This is a genomic window from Candidatus Limimorpha avicola (genome assembly GCF_056978975.1).
The window spans coordinates 1-23,422 of sequence record NZ_DBMCYK010000024.1 but is presented as its reverse complement, the minus strand read 5'-3'; the positions used below and the strand labels follow the sequence as shown (position 1 = coordinate 23,422).

The 23,422-nt window shown below is 38.3% G+C and carries 10 protein-coding genes; 1 reads left to right on the top strand and 9 read right to left on the bottom strand.

The window, feature by feature from the left end:
• Positions 1–27: 27 nt before the first annotated feature.
• The 7 genes from ACZOVS_RS09575 to ACZOVS_RS09545 form a co-directional block, all read right to left on the bottom strand.
• The gene (locus ACZOVS_RS09575; protein ID WP_321584783.1) at positions 28–861 is read right to left on the bottom strand and encodes a DUF2764 family protein; all 834 of its coding nucleotides are present in this window, start codon (positions 859–861) and stop codon (positions 28–30) included.
• 49 nt (positions 862–910) lie between these two features.
• Positions 911–1,522 (bottom strand): V-type ATP synthase subunit E, encoded by a 612-nt coding sequence (locus tag ACZOVS_RS09570; protein WP_483997007.1) that lies wholly within the window; start codon positions 1,520–1,522, stop codon positions 911–913.
• 29 nt (positions 1,523–1,551) lie between these two features.
• Positions 1,552–3,516, bottom strand: coding sequence for a DNA topoisomerase (ATP-hydrolyzing) subunit B (gene gyrB, locus ACZOVS_RS09565; protein ID WP_483997006.1), 1,965 nt, complete (start codon positions 3,514–3,516; stop codon positions 1,552–1,554).
• 442 nt (positions 3,517–3,958) lie between these two features.
• Entirely contained in the window at positions 3,959–5,671 is a 1,713-nt protein-coding gene (locus ACZOVS_RS09560; RefSeq protein ID WP_483997005.1) for a TonB-dependent receptor, read from the bottom strand.
• Between the two features lie 17 nt (positions 5,672–5,688).
• Positions 5,689–8,730: a tetratricopeptide repeat protein gene (locus tag ACZOVS_RS09555; RefSeq protein ID WP_483997004.1), complete on the bottom strand. Its 3,042-nt coding sequence runs from the start codon at positions 8,728–8,730 to the stop codon at positions 5,689–5,691.
• Positions 8,731–8,891: 161 nt separating this feature from the next.
• Positions 8,892–10,295 (bottom strand): MBL fold metallo-hydrolase RNA specificity domain-containing protein, encoded by a 1,404-nt coding sequence (locus tag ACZOVS_RS09550; protein ID WP_483997003.1) that lies wholly within the window; start codon positions 10,293–10,295, stop codon positions 8,892–8,894.
• A gap of 7 nt (positions 10,296–10,302) precedes the next feature.
• Positions 10,303–13,785, bottom strand: coding sequence for a C25 family cysteine peptidase (locus tag ACZOVS_RS09545; protein ID WP_483997002.1), 3,483 nt, complete (start codon positions 13,783–13,785; stop codon positions 10,303–10,305).
• Positions 13,786–14,282: 497 nt separating this feature from the next.
• Here ACZOVS_RS09545 and ACZOVS_RS09540 point away from each other — a divergent pair, with 497 nt between their 5' ends.
• The gene (locus ACZOVS_RS09540) at positions 14,283–15,626 is read left to right on the top strand and encodes a sodium-dependent transporter (protein WP_483997001.1); all 1,344 of its coding nucleotides are present in this window, start codon (positions 14,283–14,285) and stop codon (positions 15,624–15,626) included.
• A 167-nt stretch (positions 15,627–15,793) separates the two neighbouring features.
• On the opposite strand, the gene ACZOVS_RS09535 is transcribed toward ACZOVS_RS09540, so the two are convergent.
• Positions 15,794–19,375 carry a C25 family cysteine peptidase gene (locus ACZOVS_RS09535; protein WP_483997000.1) on the bottom strand — a complete coding sequence of 1,194 codons (3,582 nt, stop codon included), beginning with the start codon at positions 19,373–19,375 and terminating at the stop codon, positions 15,794–15,796.
• Between the two features lie 64 nt (positions 19,376–19,439).
• Positions 19,440–23,090 carry a C25 family cysteine peptidase gene (locus ACZOVS_RS09530; protein WP_483996999.1) on the bottom strand — a complete coding sequence of 1,217 codons (3,651 nt, stop codon included), beginning with the start codon at positions 23,088–23,090 and terminating at the stop codon, positions 19,440–19,442.
• Positions 23,091–23,422: the final 332 nt, after the last annotated feature.

Genomic DNA, 23,422 nt, shown 5'->3' with positions numbered 1-23,422 from the left:
ATAAATATATTTTATTTTTTCTATTTTTTACAAGTCAAATTCTTTAGCAAATTTGAAATCAGATTTAAAGCGTGAAAGCAAGATCTCGAATATTCTTCTTCCCTCTTCCGTAGTCATCTTGCTCCAGCGTTCGAGTATCATTAATTTAAGCATGAAAGCCAACACGTTGTCGAAAGTAAAATATTTAGTCTCCGTGGCGTCATCGAGAAAATCCCAAAACAGCATATCAATGCTGTATTCGCGGTCGGCAATATTATCTTTTTCGAACAATGTCAAAACTTTATCTACATAAGGGTAATCGTCTGTCAGTTCAAAATCTTTGGCACGGGAAGTCTTCAGCTGTCTTGAAAACTCAGTGTCGCATATCACCTCCTTATCTATATCGAGATGATATTTTCTACAATTGAGTGCTGTAAGTAAATTTTTGATATTCAAAGAAAACTCAGCATATTTCCTCACAAGATTGTTTTTTTGTGTGAGCATAAAGTTCCAATATCTCTCGCTCAACACTGTTTCCTGCAGTTTATTTGATGCCTCATAATCTTCTTTTTGCAAGTCGAGAAGATAATCTTTGAGATAAGACGGCAGGAACATAGGATCTTCTATTTCGTGTTCAAGTTGTATTGCATCGAAAACGGTATGCAATGTAGGGTCTGGTTCTTGTTTGTTCAGTAGTCTTATAATTTGAGCATTATCATTTGGCAAGAAGAAGAGATTCACCACATCCATCTCCTTATCAGTCAAATAATCACTAAGATAAACACGTAAATCTTGAACGGACAGTGTCAATTTCTTATCGTCTAAGCTTATCTCCGGCAAGCCGGCAATAAGACAATAATAATTTCCGCCAACAATGTTCATGGTAGGGTTTATGTTTTTATTATTCTGAATATCATTTATTTAACATACATCAACCAAAAAGAAGTTTCTTGGAATAATCTTTTATATAAGCATTAAAGAACTCATCGAACATCTCTTCAGTAAATGTAAGACGGTAGTTACCGTTTTGAGGGACTACGACAAATCCATCTTTCATATCAGGATTCACTTTTATTGTCAACTTATCATCCAACATCTCTTTATGTTTGGCTGCAAGATAACTCTCAAATTTCTTTTTCTCGTTCTCACCGAGTATAAGGGACAACTCCGATTTACCTTCCGGATTCCATTTACGTATTATCTCCATCATCATTTGATGTACGAAATCTTTGTCGTTGAAAGCCTCTTTAGCTATATTTTTAGAGATATCGCCAGCCATTATGTTTACAATTTGCTGTTTCAGAGCTGCGACAGCCTGTTTGACACTCATCGACATCTCTGCTTCTGTTTTTTGTTTCACGTTGGCTGCGTCATCATTAGCCTTGTCCACAATATCTTTCGCCCGATTCTCTGCATCTTTCAAGATATTCTCTGCATCTTTACGAGCCTTTTCAAGAATCTCCTGAGCATCATTGTTGGCTTTCTCAATGCCTTCCTGATAAATCTTTTTTGTTAAGAGGTCTAATTTATTTTCGTTTTCCATATCAAACGGTTATTTTTCATTATTAATTATCAAGCGTCAATATTTGCATAAGTAGCATTTTGTTCTATAAACTCGCGTCGTGGACCCACCTCATCGCCCATCAGCATAGAGAAGATGTAATCTGCCTCGGCGCCGTTTTCTATATGTATCTGTCGCAAAGTACGATATTCCGGATTCATTGTTGTCATCCACAACTGTTCAGGATTCATCTCTCCAAGACCCTTATATCTCTGAATATGAATACCCTTATCTGTGCCGTCTGCTGAAAGGCTTGCCACTATCTCGGCTCTCTGTTCTTCTGTCCAGCAATAGCGTTCAGTTTTTCCTTTCCTGATGAGATACAACGGTGGTGTAGCGATATACACATAACCTTTTTCAATAAGTTCAGGCATATATCTGTAGAAGAATGTCAATATCAAGGTTGAGATATGGCTACCATCCACGTCAGCATCCGTCATTATAATGATTTTATGATAGCGCAATTTCTCAATGTTAAGAGCCTTACTATCCTCTTCGGTACCTATGGTAACGCCGAGTGCGGTGTATATATTCTTTATCTCCTCGCTCTCGAATATTCTGTGAGGCATAGCCTTCTCCACGTTCAATATCTTGCCACGCAATGGCAGAATAGCCTGGAAGTTACGGTCACGGCCCTGTTTTGCCGAGCCGCCTGCCGAGTCACCCTCTACGAGATACAATTCGGTATGTTCCGGGTTACGGTCCGAGCAATCGGACAACTTACCCGGCAATCCGGAGCCTGTCAATGCGCCTTTGCGTTGCACCATCTCGCGTGCCTTACGTGCGGCATGACGTGCAGTAGCAGCCAATACGACCTTATCGACTATCATCTTGGCCTCTTTGGGATGTTCCTCCAAATAATTCGAAAGATGTTCACTTACTATTTGGTCAACTATACCCATAACCTCATTATTGCCGAGTTTTGTTTTTGTCTGACCTTCAAACTGAGGTTCCGGCACTTTCACCGATATAACAGCAGTAAGACCTTCACGAAAGTCATCTCCACTAATCTCGAACTTCAGTTTGGCAAACATTCCGGCCTTGTCGGCATACGATTTCAACGTACGTGTCAATCCTCTTCTGAAACCGGCAAGATGTGTACCGCCCTCATGCGTATTAATATTGTTGACATAAGAATGCAGATTTTCTGAAAAAGAAGTATTATACTCCAATGCTATTTCAACAGGGACATTATCACGTTCACCATATATGAATACAGGCTCAGGCGTCAATCTCTCTCTATTCTCATCGAGATACTGTATAAAATCGGTCAATCCATTTTCAGAATAAAAAACGTCGCTACGAGTAGTACCGGTCTCAGGATCAACACGTTTATCTGTCAACGTAATAGTTATACCATGGTTGAGATAAGCCAACTCGCGCATACGTGCTGCAAGTATGTCATAACTGTATGTATTAACAAGAAATATACTGTCGTCCGGAGTAAAAGTTATCTTGGTACCTGTATCATTTGTTTCACCTATCACCTTAACAGGATACAAAGGTTTGCCATACTCATATTCCTGAACAAAAATCTTGCCTTCACGATGTATTTCAGCTTTAAGATGTTTCGACAAAGCATTGACACAACTGACGCCCACTCCATGCAAACCACCTGACACCTTATACGAGCCTTTGTCGAACTTGCCGCCGGCATGCAACACTGTCAATACCACCTCCAAAGCAGAACGTTTTTCTTTCTCATGCATACCGGTAGGAATTCCTCTACCGTTATCTACAACACAAATAGAATTATCTTCGAGTATTGTGATATCTATCCTGTTACAATAGCCACCCATCGCCTCATCAATGGAATTGTCAACGACTTCATAAACAAGATGATGCAATCCTCTTACATTAACATCGCCAATATACATGGCTGGACGTTTACGCACTGCTTCCAACCCTTCGAGCACTTGAATATTGCTTGCATTATAGTTTTTTTCGGCATTATATCTTTTTTCTTCCTCTGTCATTTCCTTACTTTTTACTTAGTATATCACACCATTTTTCATGATTGCAATTCATCTGCAAAGATAAAAAAAAATTAAATCTTGCATAAAAAACATTCATAAAAAATATATACATTTAGTGATTTTTTATGTGCTTTTGTAGAATTATTTCATCTCATAATATTACCCATAATATAACGTGAAACACTTATGATTGTACATTCGTTATGAAAACAGAAAATTCAAAATCGACTTTCCACAAAATACACTACCATGTTTTTTTATTTCAAAAAGCCATGATTTTACGAACTTCCAAATTTTCAATTCTGTTATCATATTGATTTTTTAAATACGGATAACAACACTATTTTCGGCTTATAGTCGTCATTTGAAAAAAATGTTATTTATCAATAAAAAGACGAGACCGCCATAATGACAGCCTCGTCTTTCATCGAAAAAACTATTATTAGAATCTGTATTTTATTCCCAAATACAATTGGAATCCATAGGAAGGATACGAATAATAAATCTGATATTTATCATTCAACACATTATGTATTTCAGCAAAAACCGTAAAGTTGTCTTTCACCTCATAATTGGCACCAAGTTGCAAATCGAACAAAGGTTCAAGTTCAGAAACCACATATTCCATCGCATCGAGATTTCCTTCCAAAGAATAACGTTTTCCCCACATCAAGGCTGACAAGTCAAACCGCCATTTCTCATTCATCTTATAATCCGTCTTGAGACAAAGTTCAAATCCGGGTTTATACCAGGCATGAGAATACAACGTATCTAATCCGGAGTCATTATTCATTCCGTCAGGCATGCTCAGTGCATAGGTATTGTAGGTAAAATCAGCAGAAAACGACCATTTAACATTTATTTTCCATCTCAAGTTAGCCATAAAATTAAACTCATTACAATTGGCGTACATGATGTCGAAAGCCATCAGGCGGTAAGTATTTTCATCACCTTCATATTTGGCATAAAAATCATCAGTAGCAACGAAAAACATATCGTTGTTTATCTTTCTATATCGCATCCCCGCATGGACATCCACGTCATTTAGAATATTGACTTTTATCCCCGCTCTGAGATCAACGCGTGTCTTCTCATAACCGAAATCTCCAAATTTAAAATTAGTTATGATAAAAGGATTATCTGCAAGAATGTCTTTCAATGTATAAAATCTATTATCACCACTCAACGAAGCAAAAAACTCCAATTTATTATTCAGCACGAACAATGCCGCCTCTATATCGGGATGTAAGCCAAAAGAATCGGAGTCATTTGTCTTGACATCGAGATTCACGCCAAGCCTCATTCGGTAAAAGGCTCCATTCATATCGAAATACGGCGACAATTTCACTATCGTAAGCATAGTACCCAGTTTATTGAAAGCTATATCCACATCAGCGCCGAGTGTCTGTACATTGTTATCCTTATTTCCCATCCAATTGTCGGAATAACACAAATTAGACTTCAACTGTATGAGATGTTCATTGACAGAACCGCAAATTCCCGTATATTGATAATCAAGTTTTATCTCTTCATACAAAGATTTGTAACTCGAACCTGACGCAGCAAAAGCGGCAGTTGCATTCAGAGAATGTATGTTACGTCCATTGTCGTTATTCACAAAAATCAAAGGATCATTGATGTCAACGGCTCTTAAATGATACATGTCATAACGATAATCGACATCGGTCTTCAACTGTCCGACCTTAAACTTGTTCAGCATACCTATATTGAATGCATTATTCATAAAAGACGATGACGAATAATCTTTCATGTTGAGCCATGTGGAATTATGTCTCACTCCTATACCAAGACTTGAAGACCTTGTTATGTCGGAATAATGACTGTAAAGGAACACCGGAGACAACATGGTACCAAGTCCTGCTTTCAGAAAATTATTGTATATCAACTGTGTTTGTTCATCAACATAACTATTGGGACTAACAGATTCTATCTCCATTTCATATTTAAAATCAAAATCGGAAGTATTTGCCTTATAATCAGGTATATTGAAGTTGTTATTCGGTGCGGAAGCTTCTTTGGCTATACGTTCCGATTTACGTATCTGAGGACGATAAGTACCCTCTACAGTAACCTGTTCGTTATGCGACTGTGAATAAGCATCGACAGACAACACTATCAACAATACAACTGTCATATATCTCATTTTCAATCTCATTGTGCTTCCTCCTCATTATTTTGTTCATTTCGTTCAATAGCAGCGAGTTTCTGTCTTGCCTCCTGTTTCAGGTCTTCTCCCGGATAGTTGTCTATGATACTCTTCAATGTCTCTTTAGCCTGAAACACATTATCTTTTGCCACATAAATGTCGCCAAGCAACAGGAATGCCTTTGCTACCCAATATGTATGAGAGCCGAAGTTGTCCGACATAAAGAAGACATCATTTTCTGCATCGTCATACTTTTGCATCGCATAGTCGCACAATGCTACATGATAGGCAGATTCAGCACCCATAACACTCTTGTCTTTGTCGGCAGACATCTTAAAGCGAGCTAAGGCATCGGCATATTCTTTCTTTGCATACAACGATTTGCCGACTATATAATCAGTCTGATTCTTCTGATTTTGTGTCACCTCCGGCATTGAATACAATTCGCCTCCATATTGTATCGCCTTATCGTAATCACCGTTGAAATAACCGCTCTTCATTGCACCTTCAATAGCCTCAAGTTTAATTATCTGATTGTCAGTAAGAGTCAACAGACGTTCATAATAGGAAGCTGCATCAGAATAATTCCCATCATCATAATCCAAGCGTGCGAGACGCAGCAAAGCATAGTCTGTATAATCGTTATCAGGTTGATTTACAATATATTCAAGATGAGGACGCTGTTCTGTCAGATTATTATCCTTCTCCAATGAATATGCGGCATAATAATGTATCTTGAGCAAATAAGCTCCATCAGGATTTTTATCGATATACTGTCGCACGCCTTCCAAAGTCTTGTCATATTTACTCTCTTGGAAGAAGTTCTCCACCGTTTTGAACATCAAGGAATCCTGTTCACTTATACTGACACTGCCTATACCGTTTTCTTCAGTATATTTAAAATATTCCTGTGTTCTATTCGTCTCCATATAGATATTGCGTATCAGGTTGAGAGCCTCGCGCGACTCTTCTGTATTGGCATAATCAGAGACCACTTTTTTCAGATTGACGAGAGCCTCTTCATATTGGTCATTATTATAATACAACATGCCTATTTTCATCAGAGCCTGACGTGCGTAGGGCGAACGCGGTCTGTCTTTAACAAGTTTTCCGAAAGATGCAACAGCCGAACGGGTATCGTTGGAACCAAGATATGCCATACCTGTCTCATAAACGGCTCTGTCATAATATGAAGATTTTGGATATGATGTATAAAGTGCCGAAAGACTAGATATTTTAGAACTCATATCACCAAGTGCACCATATCCCATGCCTTGTTGAAACAGTGAATAATCGGCATTCTTTGAATCGAGTTTCACTGCATTGGAATAAGCATTTATAGCATTCTTATAATTGCGCTCCATGAAATAACAGTCTCCAATACGCATCCATGCATCATTAAGGTATTCCTTGTCATCTCTATAGATATCGACAAAATGTTTGAACTCTTTCAATGCCTTTTCGAAATCATTTTTATTGAAGAAAAGATAACCGAAATTATAATATGCAAACGGGAACATCTCGGAATTCTCTGCAGAAGACATTTTCAGAAAAGACAACAGATAGCTTTCTGCCTTCTTATAGTCTTTCTTTTGGTAATAAGCATCAGCCAGCCAATATGTGGCATCGGCCTTCATCAATGAAGATGCACCCCGTCCCGAGTTTACCTTTGTAAGATAAACAACAGCCTTATCGTAATCCATGTCGTTGTAATACTGCATACCGAGATTATAATTAAGCTGAGCATAAATCTTTTCCAACTCAGGAGTAAGACGCGGATATTGTTCCAAAGTCTTCAACGCGCCGTCATAATCCTTGGAGTTAAGGAGAAGATGTATAACCAATTCCTGTGCTTCGGGTCGCCGTTTGGAGTCAGGATATTTTGTAATATATTCATTAAGTTGTGCAACCGCCTCATTGAAAGGGTCCACTCCCGGAATAAAACTCAACTTGGCATAATTAAACAAAGCGTCTTCACTAATTTCTCTGTCGATATTTACCTTATAAGCTTTAAGAAAAGCGTTGCGTGCAAACTTCTCCTGCTGTGTGTTGATATAACATTGAGCAAGATAATACGATGCAAATTGTGTCAACTGGTCTTCATCAGATTTCACAGCATTCTGGAAATTATCTATAGCACCCTCATAATCACCTGTTTTCATCTTGCAGAAACCAATACGGAACTCCACCTCACGTGGGAAGGCACGTTTGCTGTTCTCTCTTGCCATATTGAAATATTCCAAACTCTTGGCATAATCCTTGAGTTGAAACCATGACTCGGCTGCCATCAGGGCAACATCTGACTTGCGGCGTTTGTCTGCCAATATATATACCTTGTCACAACTTTGTGTCACCGCCTCATAATTCCCCTTGTCAAAATCTATTTGAAGAAGATACAAAGGTACTATTTTGTTATATTTAGGGTTATTTTTTATCTTTTCAAAATGAAATACGGCATCATCAAGATTATCATTAACATATTGGATATGAGCATAATAATATTGAGCATCGACTTTATACGCGCCATCATTCACAGATGCCTTGAAAAACAATGGCTCTGCAGCATCGATATTATTGGTATTGTAATAACACAGTGCTTTTTTAAACTGATATTCAGATATCTCATTATCGTCCAAATCACTTTCCTCTATTTTATCATAAACCTTAATAGCATCGCGATATTTCTTGTTTTTAAACAGAAGATTGGCATATAAAAAATTAGCATCTACCGCCAGAGGACTTGTTGAATTGTTGTTTACAAAGTCCGTTATCATCTGTTCTCCGTTGCCATTATCGAGATATAAGGCAGAAGCAGCCTCATAAAATTGAGCTGCCACCATCTTTTGATCATTGAGTCCTTCCGTTTTCTCCAAATACTCGCCAAAAAGCTCTATCGCTGCACCATAATGATGATTCTCATAAAGCATCAACGCCTCGTCATACAATGCTTCAGGCTCCAACTGTCCTATCTGTCTCTGAGCCATAATACATTCGTGTACACTGAAGACCATTACAACAACAGTCAACAATTTCAAGAGTAACTTCATAGTTATTATTTTTTCTGCAAATTTAAAAAATCAACGTAAGAGAAACGTAAAAAATTCGTCAAAAGTACATCATTTTATTTCTTTTTTTTCAAATATTGCACAATAAAGGCGTATGGTTATCATCAAAAAACACATACGCCTTCATTAAAAATCAAAAAATATCAATCGAGGACAGCCGTATCCCCGGGTTCAGGTATTTCGATATTTCTAAATCCCGCATCATGCAACACTTTGGCATACGACTGTTGTGCAGAATATTCCCCATGTACAATAAACAGTTTTTTTATCTTATGAGGGTCAAGACACGACAGATAATTACGCATCTCGGCATAATCGGCATGACCGCTGAGAGCATCTATTCTGAAAATCTCAGCTCTTACTTTGTGAGGCGTCCCAAAAATAGACACCTCTTTCTCACCGCTGAGCAAACGTGCGCCCAAGGTGGTAGGGGCACAATAGCCCACTGCCAAAATAGAATTACGTTTATTGTCAATGTTATTAGCGATATGATGTTTGACACGTCCAGCCTCCATCATGCCCGATGCAGAAATGATGACGCAGGGGTCTTTTTTGCTATTCAAAGCCTTTGAATGATTGACATTGGTAATATACTTCAAACTATTGAAACCAAACGGATCATCATCATATTCTAATACTTCGGCAACATCATCGTTAAACAGATTCAGATGACGGCGGAAAATATCAGTCGCATTGACAGCCAAAGGACTGTCAACATAAATCGGGATTCTGGGAAGTTTATTATCATTATAAAAATTGTTGAGCAGAAACACTATCTCCTGCGTTCTGCCTATGGCAAAAGAAGGTATGATCAACTTGCCTTTTTTCTCGATGCATGTATGATATATCACTCTTAACAACTCATCTTCAGCACCCTTATTATCCTGATGCAACCTGTCGCCGTAGGTACTCTCGGTAATGAGATAATCACACTGAGGAACAGCGTCAGGTGCTCTCAACAGATAGTCATGCTCACGTCCAATATCTCCTGTATAACATATAGTTATCGCTTTGCCTTTTTCCATTATGGTAATATTAGCCGCAGCACTGCCCAACAAATGACCTGTATTGACAAACTTCACTGTTATATCATCGTCAATGTGGAACTTCCTGTTTTCTGCCGTACTGATAAACAGCTCCATACAGTCGCGAGCGTCTTTCTCCGTATATATTGGAGCGACAGGTTTCATACCCTGACGTGATTTTTTCTTATTAAACCACCGCACATCATTTTGTTGAATAAAACCACTGTCCGGCAACATTATGGAACACAAATCACGTGTAGCATGAGTACATATCACGGAGCCACGAAAACCTCTTGTATAAAAATAAGGTATCAACCCGGAATGGTCTATATGTGCATGTGTCAAGATGATATGGTCAACCTCGGCAGGATCTACCATAGTATTGCGGTTCAAGGCATCAGTTTCAAGACCTTTCCCCTGAAACATACCGCAATCAAGAAGTATCTTCTTTCCTTTGTCAGTGACAATCAGATGTTTGCTGCCTGTCACCTCTCTTGCAGCTCCAATGAATTTTATCTTCATACTATTATCATTTTATTATATTGACTTTTCTTGTCATGATGCCATTCTCTGTCATCAACTGCAGGACATATACTCCTGATTCAAAGTTGGAAACATCTATCACAGTTTCATCCTCATCAACATCCTGAGCACAGACGACATTGCCAACCATATTGTAAATCACATAATGTTTCATTCCTGTCACTTTGACATTAAGCGTTGATGATGCAGGATTAGGATAAATTGTCATCATGCCGGTATTTTCATCGATATACGTTACGTTTATCATTACATAATCGTTATTCGGGTCACTCTCCGAGATGGCAAAGTCAGACTCACATTGATTAGCATTATAATACGCAGATACCTTATAATAATAGGTGCCTATAGCGACAGATGAATCAAAATATTGATAGCTGTTCAATCCGGGAACGTTTACAAGACGTTGTATCATTTCATAATCGTTACCATCCTTACTGCGATATATTCTGAATTCCGTGAGTTCATTTTCAGACAATGCTTTATCCCAATATAACAATGCGCCAAACTGTTCTGTGGACCAATAATATTCACCTTCGAGATTCTCTGGTGCCGGACAGTCTTCAATAGTAACACAAGCTTCTTCAGAATCCGGAGATTCCACATTACTGTAAACAGCTTTCACAGTATAGCAATATGTTCCAACTGAGACATCATTATCAGTATAAGAAGTAGTAGAAATATTGTTCAACAGTAAATCTCCATCTCTATACAACGCATAATGATCCACACCGGCAACAGAAGCCCAAGATATCACGACAGCATCATTTTCCAACGTTGCTGTAACCTCAGTTGGAGGAACTACGACTTCTACCTCGACAGAGGCTTGCACACTATTGCCGTTTGAAGTCACAGTCACCGTATAAGTAGTATTACTTTCCGGCGTCGCCACAGGTGTTTGTACAGTACTGCTGTTCAATGATGAGGCAGGGGACCAGCTATATGTATAACTTCCATTGCCTCCGGTAGCATTGGCTCTAAGATCAGATGAAGAACCCAATGGTATCACTGTTGGTGTTGCAGAAGCTGTAACTTGCAACGGAGCATAAATAATAGCCGAGGCAGAATTGCTGTTTGGCGATTCTATGCCGTTATACACTGTCCTGACAGTATAAGTATATGAACCTGCAGAAACATTATTATCAATATATGAAGTAGAAGTAATATTTTGTGCCAACATCACATTGTTTCGGTATATCTTGTAACTCTGGCACGGTGTAGCAGCAGTCCATGAGAGATTTACATTGGAACCTGACACCTGTGCTACGAGATTAGTAGGAGGTACCACCACTGTAACTGTAACCGTACCGGAGACATTGTTGCTGCCGTCACTGACATTACAAGTATATGTTGTAGTCTGTGTCGGGCTTGCGGATGTAGTCTGTGACGATGGAGAAGTCAATCCCGTAGTCGGAGTCCAGCTGTAGGTATAATTGTATGTGCCTCCTGTTGCAGAAGCAGTCAAAGTAGTACTGTTACCACGAGCTATCACAGTTGGGGAGGCAGAAACTTGTACCGACAACTGTTGAGAGCCGCCCTCTTCAACATTGATAGTAGCAATATAAGTAACCTTATTGAATCCTATCACAGTGAGCGTAGCCTCTCCTGTAGCGGTAGGTGGCGTCAAAGTAATATTTGCGGTTCCATTATTCACCATTGCAGTACCAAGAATAACGCCATCACGCGAAAGAGTTGCCACAGCTCCGTTGGCATTGCTGACAGTGACAGGGAAAGATGTTGCATTGGCACTGACGGTGTTGGAATGCGATACAGTCATATTTGACGGAGCTTCGGTACGCAACATAAGAGTAGGGTCTCCGAAAAGAATCCAGGTGTTATATGTTCCCGTTCCTGATGTATTGCTACCATAAAGGTCCAATATTTTCATATTGCCATTAAGTGTCACGCCGCCGGCTGTACGTTTAATGTTATTGCTATAACTTTCCACCAAAATATCAGTTATCTCATCTTGACCATATTGTGGTGGTTGCCAAGGCTGCGATACATAAGAGAACATTCCGCCTATTGCTCCTGTAGGTTCTCCGGTGCTGTTATTGGTTGCTCTCAGCCATGTTTCTCCAAAACATGGTGTATAATAATCATATTTTCCATTTAGACATGCTACTGAAACGACAAAAGGCAATTTATTGTCATTGGTAAGAGCATTGACATGCGAGTTGTTGTAAGAAAACACTCCCCAACTAGTCTCAGAGCCATGATTGCAATAATTTATCATGCCAACACCACTATTTATATGCTCACTTACTATTGCGGCAGATGATGTGACGCCTGACACGCCTTGATAATCGCGATGTACTTCTGTATAAGTATAATCCAACATGTCATTTCTGATATTGTCAATATGTTGATAGTCAGCCTCTCCATAATGACCTGAACCTAAACCTTCATTTTTAGACACACCTTGACCTACAGACAGCCAAGTAGCAGAAGCAGTAAGGTCTCTCTCATAAGTTATAGTTTTGTTCACCTGTGTTGTAACCTGATCTGCAGTCTCGGCAGAAAAACGACCTACAAACAACTCATTATAATAATCAGAACCTTCTATTTGTCCATACCAATAGTCCGATTTACCACTATAAGAACCTAATGACATATATTTACCCGGTATCTGAGCATCATCACCAACAAGAAGAACATGTGTGAGATTGTCATTATTCTGATATTGTGTCGTGATATAACCTTTTATTGCATCATTGGTAGTACCTGTAACCGAGGTAGATACCATAGTTGTAGTGCGACCGATGCTGTTTTTCCATTCAACGAAAGGCTCCATTGCATTCATGAAAGCGTCATGACATATTACAAGCAAGTCACCTTCTTCTTCAAGTACGGTGTACTTTGCCATGGACTGTCCATAATTTATATAACGGTTCTCATACACCGCAATCATTTCCGGGTCTATCTTAACCGTTGAAGAACGACGCGACTTCACATTTTCATCACTATCCCCTACCTTATACATGCTCATAACGATATGATGATATACTCTCAGCGTTTTTGTTTGAGGATTATAGGCAAATGGAGTCACTATCATATTCTGTCCTCTCACGTCACGATGAATATAAGGTTCGTTAAGAGTCACCATATCTGCCGGAAAAAATGCGTTGCTATCATAGATCTCGCCATAGGTATAGGGCACATCATCAGGATTGATACTACGGGGGAAGTCTCCCTTAGAAGGAGCCAAGTCCACATTCTCATAATCCATATATTCCGATGATATCACCTTAACTTTCATATCTGCATTATCTCCTATCATCACTCTTACAGGGAAACTCGGAACAGCAGGCTGCCCTGCATCAACAATAGACATCATGTCGTCACATTCCAAAACAACAGAATTACCTCTTGGAGTAACAACATCATTCATCTTAAAACTACCCATAGAAAAATCAACTACAACTTCCTCTTCCGAAGAAGTAATCAATTCAACGTCATAAACATTTGACATAGTTGAATTTATTATATTCACTCTTTGGGCAAATGTTATTTGTACACCAAATAACAAGATTAACATTAAATAAAGTTTATTCATAATAATAACATATTTTTGCAAATATACATTATTTACGTCAATTCAGTTTTGTTTTTTACAAAAATTTTATATCTTGTCGAAAATAACAAAACAACTAATAATAATATGTTTTTTTTAAAAAAAGTTGACAATAACACCATATTGTATCTTATTCCACTGAAGAAGTTATTTTCAACAGTATAAATTGTGGAAGCAACTCAAGATTTTCAATTAAAACAACAAATTACAGAAAAACACATAAATCATAAATATAAAATATTGATATACAAATATTTATACCTAATATGACATATTATTTTATGACAAATTAATATTATGAGAACTAAATTCTTTTTTCATAACTTTTTGAAGTTAAAAGCCACAAAAAACTATGGAATTATGAATATTTGCGTATATTTGCAAAAACAACTTCAATGAAATCAAATCGAGATAATTTTACAACATCATTTGGTGTTTTAGTAGCGATGGCGGGTTCTGCCATCGGATTAGGAAATTTATGGAGATTTCCCTATTTGGTTGGTACCAACGGAGGAGCAGCATTTATTATTATTTATCTGATTTTTGTTTTTGTCCTCTGTCTTCCCATTTTGATTTCTGAATTTGTAGTAGGAAGAAAAAGTCAAACAAATGTTTTCAGGGCATTTAAAATATTGAAACCTGAAGGCAAATGGGAATTCATAGGCATATTGGCAGTGGCATCCGCTATATGTATCCTTGCATTTTACTCTGTTGTTGGGGGTTGGTCTGTCAATTATCTTGTCAAGGCACTTACCTTCAAACTTCATATAGATGGAGAATCTGCCACAAACATGTTCAACAATATGGTGACATCCTCATGGGAACCGCTGATATACATGTTGATATTTTTACTGCTCACCGGTGGAGTAATACTTGGTGGAATTAAAAACGGAATAGAAAAGTTTTCAAAGATAATGATGCCTGTATTGTTTTTTATGATGATTATGATTGCAATACGTTCTGTCACATTACCAGGTGCATCAGAAGGTATCTCCTTCCTTTTTAAGCCCGATTTTTCAAAAATAACCGGAGACACATTGATAAAAGCTCTTGGACAGGCGTTTTTCTCTTTAAGTATTGGTTGCGGCACAATACTCACATATTCATCATACGTAAAAAAAAATGACAATATGCTTAAAACATCATCACTGACAGCCATCTCCGACACTGTCTTTGCCTTGATAGCCGGTATAGCCATAATGCCTGCAGTTTTTGCTTTCAACATGTCACCAAGTGAAGGTCCCGGTCTCGTATTCATCATATTACCTGAAATATTCTGCCAGATACCTGGTGGTTCCATAATAGCCATAGTGTTCTTTTTCACCTTATTAATTGCAGCACTTACTTCTTCAATATCACTTATCGAAGTAGCTGTAACTTTTATAATAGAAGAATTCCATTTAAAACGCAAGGTTGCTATACTTTTATCACTTGTCATTTGTACCGTGCTCGGCTCACTCAGTTCATTGTCTCAAGGTATATTATCGGATGTCAAGATTTTCGGACTTAGTTTCTTCGATTCATTCGACTATCTGTCGGCAAATATCCTAATGCCTTTAGGAGGATTGTTCTTGGTAATATTCGTTGGATGGATAATGAAAAAACCGGAAGTAATAGATGAAATGTCCAATAATCACACTCTAAAGATTTCGAAATGTATATACACATTTGTTTATTATATAATACGTTATGTGGCACCTTTTGTCATTCTGTCAATAATGATAACAGGGTTGTTGTAAAGAATCTAAAAACAAAAACACGATAATAAACAAATTGAAACCGATCGTATTTCGGTAAATATGTCCTCATGACAAGAACATCATGCTTTACCTCAGTTTTTAGGTAGTGTTGATAAAAAAAAGTGCATCATAAAGATGCACTTTTTTCAAATGTCATAAGTATAATATTATTCAAGTACAACTTTTTTCACGACTACACCATCTGAATTTGTCAATCTCAAGAAATAGATGCCTTTTGTGAGACCTGACAAATCAATTTGGGTAAGTTTGTCGGACATTACTTGATTCACAACTATTTGACCTTGGCAATTGAACACAGAAACTTCCATGTTATCTGAACCGGCAATGTTCACAATACCATTTGAAGGATTAGGATAAATTGACACCATCAGTTCTCCTACTTCAGCCACATCAACAGTACCGACATTAACAGTAGCATATACAGGTCTGGAATTTGCTCCATCAGCAGATCTTGCGACCACACTGTATGTATAAACGCCATTATCAACATCATCGCTTAATGATGTCCCTGCCTGTACCGTCAACTCTTCGCCATTACGATATACCGCATATTCTGCAGCCTGAGGACTTGCTGACCATGACAAGTTAACAGTATTGCCCATAACATCAGCAACAAGGTTGGATACAGGCTCTATGGCAAGCACCACATTGGTTGGAGGGAATTCAATGTCATCAATCCAAGCACAATCTGAGCCGGAGCTCACTGATGAATCTTTAGAATATATCCATTCAAAAACATGTTCACCTGCAGTTACTGTATAACTAGCCTGTGTCCATTCTATTGAACCGCTAAAATCATCCATTTTATTACCATCTATATAGAAAGTAAGTTTATCATAGTTTGACTCTGATGACACCTTATAATAGAATGTCATCTCGCCAGTCATCAAAACATTTAATTCGACTTGCATTGATGAAGACTGACTATCATTGATTTCTCCTGATTGTGCAGAATAAGTACCATTAACTGCATCTGTTGAGATTATCCAAGGCTGATTGCCTGAAAATTGCCAATCATATTTCGAGAAATCACCTGTCTCAAAATCTTCCATAATAGCACCAACGCTTAATACATAATTACCTTCCATTAGATAGTGACCTGCATTGACACCAAATACCATTTCGTATGTTGAGCCGAGTTCAACTCCATCAGATACTGTGAACGGAATTTCTGCAACTACTGTTTCTCCTGCTGCCACAACGTCAAAACTAACATTATTCGTCGTCAATACAACATCATTAGAACTGCTAAACACTTCAAATGAAACATTATATGCAGAACTTGAACCAGAGTTGACAAAACTATAATTCATCACACCATTACTGCCAGGTTGTATAGAATTATTATCCAATGTCACGCCTACCATCTCGAAAACAGGAGCATGTAACTGTGCTTTAAAAGAGCTCTCCCAAACATCATTACCGTCTGTAATTGAAAGAACGAATGTCACATCTTGCCCATCCGGCACATCTACAGCTACATTAAAAGTAAATTGTCCTTCTATCTCCTTAACTTCGTTTGCCGCAACAGAAGACACTTCTAAAGTATTATTCACCATATCGATATATTCTGAATCTGTTGAAAGGGTCACAGTTAAATTATTGGCTGTCTCTACTCCAACATTTTTAACCGACATACTAAGTTCCACGTTCTCTCCATAATCAAACTGACCATTCTCATCCTCGAAATCATAACTATCGAACACTAAATAAGGTCCTTCCGCCGGAACGACTTCTATATTACCAACATAAGTCTCTTTATTGTATCCAATTACTACAAAATCATAAGATCCGACTTGATTAAGAGGTTCAAATGACAAATCTGCAACACCATTTACAACATTAGCACTTGCTATCACTTCTCCTTCTCTCGACAATGTCGCAATACCGAACTCTGCATCTGCCGTAACCTGCATATTAGACATGCCAAGCATCAAGACAGATGGATTGCATGACACATTCATGCTTGTAGGATTATCGTTTCTCATCATCAACGATGGATCTCCAAAAAGAATCCAGGTGTTATGCGTACTACCGTTATCACTCGGATGTGCATCCAATATCTTCATGTTGCCATTAAGAGAAGTTCCTGCCAAAGTATGTTTATGAGAATCATTTATCCAACCACACATGATGTCAACCATCTCATCCTGACCTGTCATCGGAGGTGTCCATGGTTGGGAAATCCATGAGAACATTCCTCCTATTGCTCCTGTAGGATTGCCTGTTTCGGAATTTGTTGCCCTCATCCATGCCTCTCCAAAACATTCATCATAATCAAATTGTCCGTTGTTACATGCCACCGACCATATAACAGGCCACATATTGTCATTTGTCAGTGCATTAACATGTGTTACGCTATAACTGCCTACTGCCCAACTTGTTGCCGAGCCGTGATTACAATAGTTGATGATACTTGTTCCTGCATTGACATCTGCACTTATTGCTGAAGAAGATGTACCGGAACCTACCCCGGAATATTGACATTTCACATCACTATATGTATAATGCAACAAGGTATCACGAATATAATTCATGTGTACATAGTCAGCTTCACCTCCTTGATGACCGCCGCCCGCACCTTCATTAGCTGCAACACCAAGACCTGTAGTGACCCATGTAACATCTTTCATGTCTCTTTCATAATACAATACTTTATTAACATGTGTCTCCACATCCTGCACATTTCTTACAGAGAATCTGCCGACAAAAACCTCAAGATAATAATCGTTTCCTTCCAACATACCTATATAGTTGTCAGAACAACCTCCAGACATGGAATGCGGTCTGATATCATTATATTCTCCAACGAGGAGTACAAAAGTAAGATTTGGATTCGTTTCATAAATTGCACTGACATACTCTTTTACTGCCTCACCAGTAGTACCCGCCTCTGATGTTGGTACTATTGTTGTTGGACGACCGGATATGTTTTTCCAATTTACGTATGGTTGCATTGCTTCCATGTAACTGTCTGCACATACCACAAGCATCTCTCCCGCATCATCCAAAAACTCATATTTAGCTGCTGTCGCTTCTTCAAAATTGATAAATCTTCTACTGTATGCCGATTTGATTTCCGGATCCATCGATATGACATTACCCTTACGAGCTGTCTTTGCATTGACTCCATTGTCACTCACTTTCTCCATTACGATCTCAAGACGTGTATAAACACGTAATGTCTTAGTAACAGCATTATATGCAAACGGATAAATCATAATATTCTGACCTCTGAAATCGCGCAAAATATAAGGAGACTCCAAAGACACCTGTGACGAAGGGAAGAAGGCATCCTGCTGATACATCTCTCCGTATGTATATGGTACATCTTCAGGATTTATCTGTCGGCTGAAATTACCTTTTGACGGAGCTACCTCCACATCCTCTATATCAACATATTCTGAATTGGATACTCTTACCGACATCTCTGCTCTATCTCCTATCAACACAGGTATATATGCCAATGGCACATCCGGTGCTCCGGCTTCAAGCATAGGATACATGTCATCAACGGTAACCACGATTTTCTCACCTTCCGGTGTGTTTACGGTAGTGGAATAGTATCCACACAAATAAAAATCAACCACTGTTTGTTTTTCTGTAGAAGACACCAATACTTTCTTGGGTTTTACAGGATTTTCAGCAGTGATACCATGCCATTTTTGCGAATATCCATTAAAGGATAGCAATAAAAATGCTGCAACAATTAATAGAACTTTTCTCATATTTAATTTTTAAAGTTAAAAGAGACTCGCTTTCACGAGTCTCCCAATAAAACTATAGATTAATTTACTTTACCAATATTTTTTTAACGATAACATTTTTATCTACTACAAGTCGCAAGAAATAAACGCCCTGTTCGAGTGCACTTACATTAAGTTGCTCTGAACCCGATGCAACACCTTTCATCACCACTTGTCCGAGACTGTTCATCATTGAATACTCATAACAAGCATCTGCATTGATATTCAATATGCCATTTACAGGATTAGGATATACAGAGAACTGTATTTCTTCTATCTCAATTACATCAACAGTACCGACGTTGACAGTGACAGAAGCCGGTCTTGACATGACACCTTCATTATTGACGGCAACCACAGTATAAGTATAAATACCATCAGCAAGAGCCTCACTGAATGTTGTCGATGACTGTTCCGACACTTGTTCGCCATTGCGATATACCAAATAATGAGCTGCCTCGGCTATACCTGTCCATGTCAAATCGACTGTATTGCCTTCCACATCAGCAGTAAGATTTGTGACCGGGTCTAATGATAATACCACAAAAGAGGCAGGAAATTTAACATCGTCAATCCAAACACAATCTTCTCCTGAAGATATCGAATTGTCCTTATAATAAGTCCATTTGAACTCGTGGATTCCCGGCGTCACCGTATAAGTAGCCATACTCCAATCTATAGAACCGCTGAATTGATCTACCAGTTCTCTATCAATATAAAATAACAAAATGTCATAATCCTCCTCTGAAGACACTTTATAATAATAGGAGAACTCTCCCTCTGCCAACACCTCCACAGAAACCTTCATCGTTGTTGTCTGACTGTTCGATATTTGAGCACTTCTGGCAGAATATGTTCCAGAATGATAATTTTCATTATCTATTGTCCAATCATAATTTTCGAAAGTCCAATCGAATTTTGAGAAGTCTCCTGTCTCAAAGTCATCAGCAATGGCACCTACCATAATTTGATACGAAGCCTCAGCTCCGTAATGACCTGCATTTGCGGATACTGCCACTTCAAACATAGAACCTATTCCGGTATCATCCGATACTCTGAAAGGAGCCTCAACAACTGCTGTTTCTCCTGCAGCTAAAACTTCCACTGTATATGAAATGGTCTCGAATTCAATATTCTGAGCTGCCGAGAATACATCAGCAACAATATTATAGGCAGGACTCGTTCCATTATTTGCAAGTTCTATTGTCATAACACCTTCAGAACCTGCTGCAAGATTTGCTGTCGCAGATATAGCGTTTATATTAAGTTTAGGTGCATGTAATGTAAGAGTAAATCTACTCTCCCATACATCCGTACCGTCTGTAACATTAACAAATATCACTACACTTTCTTTATCAGGAACGTTGACATTAACTGAGAGATCAAATACACCTTCAATAGTATATGTCGAACCATTTTCTATTGTAGCCACTGAAGCCGTACTGTTCAACAATTCTACATATTCTGATTCTGTTGAAAGTGTCACTGTCATATTGTTTGCAGTTTCGGTACCAACATTTTCGAGAACCATATCGAATGACAATGTCTCACCATAATCTGCCTGTTGGTTTTCATCTTTAAGATCAACACCTTTGCATACGATGTATGGACCATCCAATGCTGCAGCAGGAACTGTAACTATATATGGTTCATACTGAGGATGTGTCACAACAATATTTACATCACCGCCTGATGTTATAGGTGTCAACGGAATCTCCGTTGTTCCGGTCTCATCAATCATACCGGCTCCATAAAGGATACCATCTTTAGAAATACCCACATAAGAACCTGGAGCTGCTGTGATAGAGTATGTCGAAACACCTATCGGCAATGTTGGAAGGTGTGAAACATCATTCACGACAGGCTGTGTACGATAAGGCATCACTGAACCGTCACCAAATACATGGTAAGCTTCCCAATAATACAAAGGACCTACAGAAATCTCATAACCACTTTCTGTCGCATAACATACTGCTAGATTACCGACAAAAGCTGTTGATGAAAGGGTATTATACATACCATCAATCCACATGGCATCATAAGTACCCATTGTGGTATTTTCATACAACGGCATCTGGCCGTTTACCTGAGATGTAGCACCTACACCAAAATAATAATCTTCATACCAATATGAATTAGGTACAGAACCTATGTAACCAAAAGCAGCTTTTTCTTCAGCACGAATCATTGCCTCAGCAAAACACTCCGATGAATACCCCCAGTTACCGGCAACACAGCAGTTTCCCATTGCCCAAAAATATTTGCCTGTATTGGTGAGGTTATGTACATCGTTAACTGTAAATGAAGGATCTGCCCAACTTGTGTCACCACCATGAGCAGTATAGTTGGCAAAACCGACACCGGTATTCAAATGTTCATAACATCCTGTATAATTATTCAGATATGCATATACATTATCAAAACCGTGTTCTTCATTAAAATAATATGTTGTAGCATAATTTATGGTTGGTTGTGCCACCAACGGATTCCAATAACTATCAGCACCGGCAATCAACAATACATTATTCAGATATGAAGGATCCGGCATGGTATATTGTTCATAAACCAAAATTTTATTGATAATAGCGTCCATCTGTGCCGTAGTCTCGGCCGACATACGGCTGTAATACATATCAGGGAAATAATCATCATCGACAGTACCATAATAAAGGTCTGACACCATGTGAGTTTCAGAAGCAGAATTCGTCGAAGGAGCAACCTGGTCTTTGTCGCCGAAAATGACAACAAAGGTTGGAGCCTGACCTGCTGCCACCCCCTCATCATATTTGTCTTTTATAAATTGTTTTATATCAGCACTTGAAGTACCAATCTCATCAGTATAATTAACGTCAAGATAAATACCTTTCATGGTTTTCCATTCAATCCATGGCTGCATGGATTCTTCAAACATACGGTTTGCAATAACAAGCATTTTGACAGGTGACATCCATAAATCAGGATGATCATCATAAACATCCTGTATTGCCCTGTTGTTGAATAACTGTTGGTAAACTATACTAAAATAAGGACTGAACGTATTAATTAATGTATTCTCAGTCAACTGGATATCTGCATCGTTGAAAGTCACTTCCACTTCAATGTCATTATAGACACGGATAGTATTGTTTGAAGGGTTATAACTTACAGGATTAACCTGAAGAGTACCTATTTGTATGCCACGCATAGTTCCGAGAACCTCGACTTCCGCTATGGGTCGTTCGTTATAAGATCTTGCATTATATGATGCTGCATTGTAAACGAACTCTACATCCTCAGGATTAATATCTTTTCTTACAGACGGTTGATTAGGATACACCTTTTCAATACCGTATTCTGATAATTTATACTCTTTAGTAGTATAATTTTTAATTGTGACTACCGGTGTCGAACCGAAAGGAACTGCCAACAACTCGCGAATAACAGGCAATTGAGGTGATCCTGCCTCTCCTGATGGAATTGAGTTGTTAAAACTTAAGATTGAAAACACGCCTTTTTCGGTATTGACATTACCAGCCTCTATGCTATTGATAGAGAATGTGGCATTAAAACCTTTCATCGACATGTTTGATGACTGAACGCCTTTGGCATTCGACGGATTAAGGTCGATATGACTTTGAGCAAAAAGTGACATGCTTAACAATAACATGACACAAGTCATTGCCATTTTCCTAAAAGTAAAATTCTGTAATCTTTTCATCTGAAACTTGTTAAATTACTGGTTAAAAATTATTTATATCTATCTTAATTTCTGAAATATGTTTTACGAAAACGCATCTATTCAAAAGATCTCAACATAAAGTATAATTCCTGTTTTTGTCCTTTCAACCACACTTTACAAGCAAAAGCACTTTTCACAATCACACTTTTCAATTTGCAAAGATAATCATTCTATCAAAAAAAATAAATATTTTTTTGGTTTTTTTAAAACTGGTAGAGTCAAACAGCAAGTGCAATATTACGAAATAAATTTGAAGAACTCCTTTTTTGGAGTGGAGAAGTTTAATTTTTCCCTTGGTCTTCGGTTAATTT

Bases quoted from the DNA above. Each gene is read 5' to 3' on its own strand.
- ACZOVS_RS09555 (WP_483997004.1), bottom strand. From the start codon at position 8,730: ATGAAGTTACTCTTGAAATTGTTGACTGTTGTTGTAATGGTCTTCAGT.
- ACZOVS_RS09560 (WP_483997005.1), bottom strand. From the start codon at position 5,671: ATGACAGTTGTATTGTTGATAGTGTTGTCTGTCGATGCTTATTCACAG.
- ACZOVS_RS09545 (WP_483997002.1), bottom strand. From the start codon at position 13,785: ATGTCAAATGTTTATGACGTTGAATTGATTACTTCTTCGGAAGAGGAA.
- ACZOVS_RS09550 (WP_483997003.1), bottom strand. From the start codon at position 10,295: ATGAAGATAAAATTCATTGGAGCTGCAAGAGAGGTGACAGGCAGCAAA.
- ACZOVS_RS09530 (WP_483996999.1), bottom strand. From the start codon at position 23,090: ATGAAAAGATTACAGAATTTTACTTTTAGGAAAATGGCAATGACTTGT.
- ACZOVS_RS09540 (WP_483997001.1), top strand. From the start codon at position 14,283: ATGAAATCAAATCGAGATAATTTTACAACATCATTTGGTGTTTTAGTA.
- ACZOVS_RS09535 (WP_483997000.1), bottom strand. From the start codon at position 19,375: ATGAGAAAAGTTCTATTAATTGTTGCAGCATTTTTATTGCTATCCTTT.
- gyrB (WP_483997006.1), bottom strand. From the start codon at position 3,516: ATGACAGAGGAAGAAAAAAGATATAATGCCGAAAAAAACTATAATGCA.
- ACZOVS_RS09575 (WP_321584783.1), bottom strand. From the start codon at position 861: ATGAACATTGTTGGCGGAAATTATTATTGTCTTATTGCCGGCTTGCCG.
- ACZOVS_RS09570 (WP_483997007.1), bottom strand. From the start codon at position 1,522: ATGGAAAACGAAAATAAATTAGACCTCTTAACAAAAAAGATTTATCAG.